General features: G+C 59.1%; 2 protein-coding genes. Both read right to left on the bottom strand.

Annotated features, from left to right (window positions below):
* Window positions 1–347: 347 nt before the first annotated feature.
* A complete protein-coding gene (locus D588_RS28565; RefSeq protein WP_081613560.1) occupies window positions 348–665 on the bottom strand; it encodes a transposase in 318 nt (105 codons plus the stop codon).
* Between the two features lie 282 nt (window positions 666–947).
* Window positions 948–1,538 (bottom strand): hypothetical protein, encoded by a 591-nt coding sequence (locus D588_RS0114070; protein ID WP_157836461.1) that lies wholly within the window; start codon window positions 1,536–1,538, stop codon window positions 948–950.
* Window positions 1,539–1,769: the final 231 nt, after the last annotated feature.

Raw genomic sequence — 1,769 nt, 5'->3', positions numbered from 1 at the left:
CGCCCGATTCTTGCAGGGCCGGCTCGACGGCCAAGCTGACGTTCAATTGCCTCACGGAAACGGTCGTTGCCCAGGGCGTGTTGCCGCTGCAAGTTGAGACGGATGGCTGCAGTCTCGTCCGGGTCGATCGCATCCAGCACGGAGCGGCGATAGTGGTCTGCGCGCTGGCCGGCCGGGCAATGGCTAGATAGCTCGCATGGGGTTGTAACAGCGCGAGCCTGCCCGACGCCATTGCAGGAATGGCTCGACCTACGGTAGTCCGCTGGATCGACAACCATGCCAGCCCGCACCGGATTGAGTTCGACGTAGCGATAACAGCGAAGCAGATAGATTTCGTCTTGAACTGGTCACAACTTGTAGCGACCTTCCCACAATGTACCGGTGCGATGGTATTGCGTGTTGATGTAGCGCACGTAGCGGCGACCAAGCGACTGCATCAGCGTCGGTGCCGTACCGGGCTGTTGGCTGGTGAGCAGCAAATGCACATGATTGGTCATCAACACGTAAGCATGCACCGCAATGCCGAGCTTGAGTGCCAGTTCGTGCAAATCCTGCAAGTAGCGTATACGATCAATGTCTGCGAAGAAGCATGGTTGCCGATCATTGCCCCGCTGCACGATATGCTGAGCGACGCATGGAAGATCCAAACGGGGACGACGTGGCATGTGCGATCCTTCCCGCTGAGGTGAGATCAGCTTCGTGCGTTCGAACGCCCCTTCCCATCGGGCAGCGTCCAGACTCTGTATAGGGAAAGTGCACTCTGACCCTGGTTTTCCCTGACGGCCCTTTGACGGCCCTTCGACATTCTCCGCTCTGAACCAGAGCCAGCGTGGCGCCGCCCAATGAGGCTCTAGTCGACTACACCTTTGTGCTGGAACAGGATAAGTGCACTCGATAGGTGCACTTTACCCCTGATTTTACGTTGTCACGCCCGGCAGCAAAGCGGCCTATTCGTCGCTACATTCCTTCGCGTCTTTGATTTCGACCGGAGTCAGCGCGACGCCGTCGCTGGTTTCGCTGATCCTGGAGATGGTGAGATGGCAGGTTTGGCGCGAGAGATCCAGGGAAACTTCGTAGTCCTGGCCTTTTTCGGGAACGAAGGACACGCCGAAATCCTTGCAGCGGCTCGAAATGCCGATCGGGCCCGTGGTTTCGTAATACGAGGCGTGAATGGCGATGGGCTCGCCGGCGGCAATGGCGTATTCACGATAGAACGCCTTGGCCAGGATGCCGCTACGTTGCTTGAGGTTGGTGACATTGGGAGTGACCGCCATTCCCAGGGAAATGTTCTTCTTGCTGCCGAAGGCACCGCTGAAGCCTCTACTGGAGGGCGTTTCGGTTTCAGCATCACCGCCATAGCACATGGCGTTGCGATAGAACTCCAGGCCAATCGCGGCCTGCCCGAAGAAACGGATCCGCGCCTGGTTGTCCGGGTTGACCCGTGCCTGCTCGCCCTCGTCGTCGTAGGGGATGGCTGCGGCAGGACAAGCTGCCGCGAAAAGCGCCGTCAGCATAAAAAGTTTGGGGAGGAGTTCCATTCTGACCTCATCGTGGCTTCAGATGGCAATAGCGGCGGCTGGCGGAGTTTCTGAAGCTGTTTGATCGTTCCGGAACAAGAGTCCGAAGCAGAGCGCGGGGGCGCACCCACCGCTTCCACTTCTGCTGCCGATCCGACCTTCGGCGGCCTCCCGACTCGTGCAGGGCCCGAAGTCCCCCCGCTTTCAGTAGCGGGGCTCTTTAGAGTCCGGGTTTCATCGTAGCGGCTTTGG

This window comes from Xanthomonas sp. SHU 308, from assembly GCF_000364645.1.
Lineage (GTDB): Bacteria > Pseudomonadota > Gammaproteobacteria > Xanthomonadales > Xanthomonadaceae > Xanthomonas_A > Xanthomonas_A sontii.
This window is presented reverse-complemented; position numbering and strand designations above follow the sequence as displayed.

Excerpts from the sequence above, each read along its gene's own strand:
- D588_RS28565 (WP_081613560.1), bottom strand. The coding sequence starts at position 665 with ATGCCACGTCGTCCCCGTTTGGATCTTCCATGCGTCGCTCAGCATATC.
- D588_RS0114070 (WP_157836461.1), bottom strand. The coding sequence starts at position 1,538 with ATGGAACTCCTCCCCAAACTTTTTATGCTGACGGCGCTTTTCGCGGCA.